This window comes from Synechococcus sp. 'PEA 65AY6A-5F PE A' (assembly GCF_047462575.1).
GTDB lineage: Bacteria > Cyanobacteriota > Cyanobacteriia > Thermostichales > Thermostichaceae > Thermostichus.
Map to the genome: position 1 here is coordinate 1 of NZ_JAOALE010000075.1, position 2,051 is coordinate 2,051.

Annotated in this window: 1 rRNA gene; it reads right to left on the reverse strand. The window is 55.8% G+C overall.

The features are described from left to right. A 23S ribosomal RNA gene (locus GG26_RS13555) occupies positions 1-1,797 on the reverse strand; the annotation flags it as partial. Between the last annotated feature and the right edge of the window lie 254 nt (positions 1,798-2,051).

Consider the following 2,051-nt stretch of genomic DNA (forward strand, 5'->3'; position numbering starts at 1 on the left):
TCGCACAGAGCTGAGTTTTTGGTAAACAGTCGCCAGCGCCTATTCACTGCGGCTCGCTCATCGCGAGCACCCCTTCTCCCGAAGTTACGGGGCTAGATTGCAAAGTTCCTTAGCGAGGGTTCTCCCGCGCGCCTTGGTGCATTGACACCCACCCACCTGTGTCGGTTTACGGTACGGGTACTCCGCAGTTATGCTTAGAGGCTTTTCTCGGCTCCATGGCTTCGGCGAGTTGTCACCTTGCGGCTTCCACACCACCCACCGGTAATGGACTACGGATTTGCCTATAGTCCCCTTTGGGCTTCTGTCCGGGCTCTTCCATGGCTCCGGTTCGCCTAGCCTAAAGCGTCCCCCCATCGCACTGCGCAGTAGGACTGGAATATTAACCAGTTGTCCGTCGGCCTCGCCTCTCGGCTTATCCTTAGGCCCCGCCTAACCCTACGATGACGACCATCGCGTAGGAAACCTTGGGTTTACGGCGAAGGGGATTCCCACCCCTTTTATCGTTACTCATGCTGGCATTCGCACTTCCCGTACCTCCACCACTCCTCACGGTATGGCTTCATCGGCATAGGGAACGCTCCTCTACCACTCAACCAGGCAAAGCCCGGCTAAGTCCGCGAATTCGGTGACAGGTTTAAGCCCCGATCATTTTCAGCGCAGGGTCACTCGACTAGTGAGCTATTACGCACTCTTTAAAGGATGGCTGCTTCTAAGCCAACCTCCTAGCTGTCTGGGCAACCCCACATCTTTATCCACTTAACCTGTACTTGGGGACCTTATTCGGCGGTCTCTGTTGTTCCAGCGCTCGGACACGGATGTTAGCACTCGTGCCCTCACTCCCGGACTCCATTTCGGACCCTTCAGAGTTTGAAAGGGTTTGGTAGGCTGGTAGGCCCCCTAGCCCTATCAGTGCTTTACAGGCCCAAATAAGCATCCGAGGCTGACCCTAAAGTCATTTCGAGGAGAACTAGCTATCTCCCAGATCGGTTAGCTTTTCACTCCTAACCCCAGCTCATCCGAAGGATTTGCATCTCCCACCGGTTCGGCCCTCCACGCGGTGTCACCCGCGCTTCAGCCTGGCCAGGACTAGCTCTCTGGGTTTCGGGTCTACGGCAGCCGACTATGCGCCCTGTTCGGACTCGCTTTCGCTACGCCTCCGCCTTCCGGCTTAAGCTCGCCGACTACCGTAAGTCGCCAGCTCATGCTTCAATAGGCACACCAAAAGACCTGTATAGTCCTTTGATTGCTTGTAAGCACACGGTTTCAGGTTCTATTTCACTCCCCTCCCGGGGTTCTTTTCACCTTTCCCTCACGGTACTGGTCCGCTATCGGTCACCTAGAGTATTTAGCCTTACGCGGTGGGCCGCGCAGATTCACCCATAGCTCCACGAACCACAGGCTACTCGGGTACTGGCTACTAGCCTCCGCCTTTCGTCTACAGGACTTTCACCTTCTCTGGTGGGCTTTCCCAAAACCCTTCGACTAGACTTCCGCTTCGATATCGCCAGCCCCACAACCCCGCTGAGCACGCTCAACGGTTTAGGCTCCTCCCCTTTCGCTCGCCGCTACTCAGGGAATCGATTCCTCTTTCTTCTCCTCTGGGTACTTAGATGTTTCAGTTCCCCAGGTTCCCCCCACCCGTAGGTGGTGACCTGTGTTCCCACAGGCCGGGTTCCCCCATTCGGACATCCCGGTATCAACGCTTACTACCAGCTCCACCGGGCTTTTCGCAGGTAATCACGTCCTTCATCGGCTTAGGTGCCAGGGCATCCACCGTGTGCCCGTTCTATCTTGACCTTACTCTCCTCCTCAGGGATTCCCCCCGAAGATAAAGGCCTATTCACACCACCCTGCAACGCCCCCATCGCTCACGCATATGAAAGCGCCCAGAATGGACTTCCTTCCTACTCCTTACTACCCCTTTTTCATGATCCTCGCGCCTGCTTCCTATCGCGGCGCAACGAAGAGAGTACCGAATACCCTGAAATCTGTCAACACCCTGTAATCGGTCAATACATTTGAGACTCCAGGGGAACCGACACCTCCTGTAG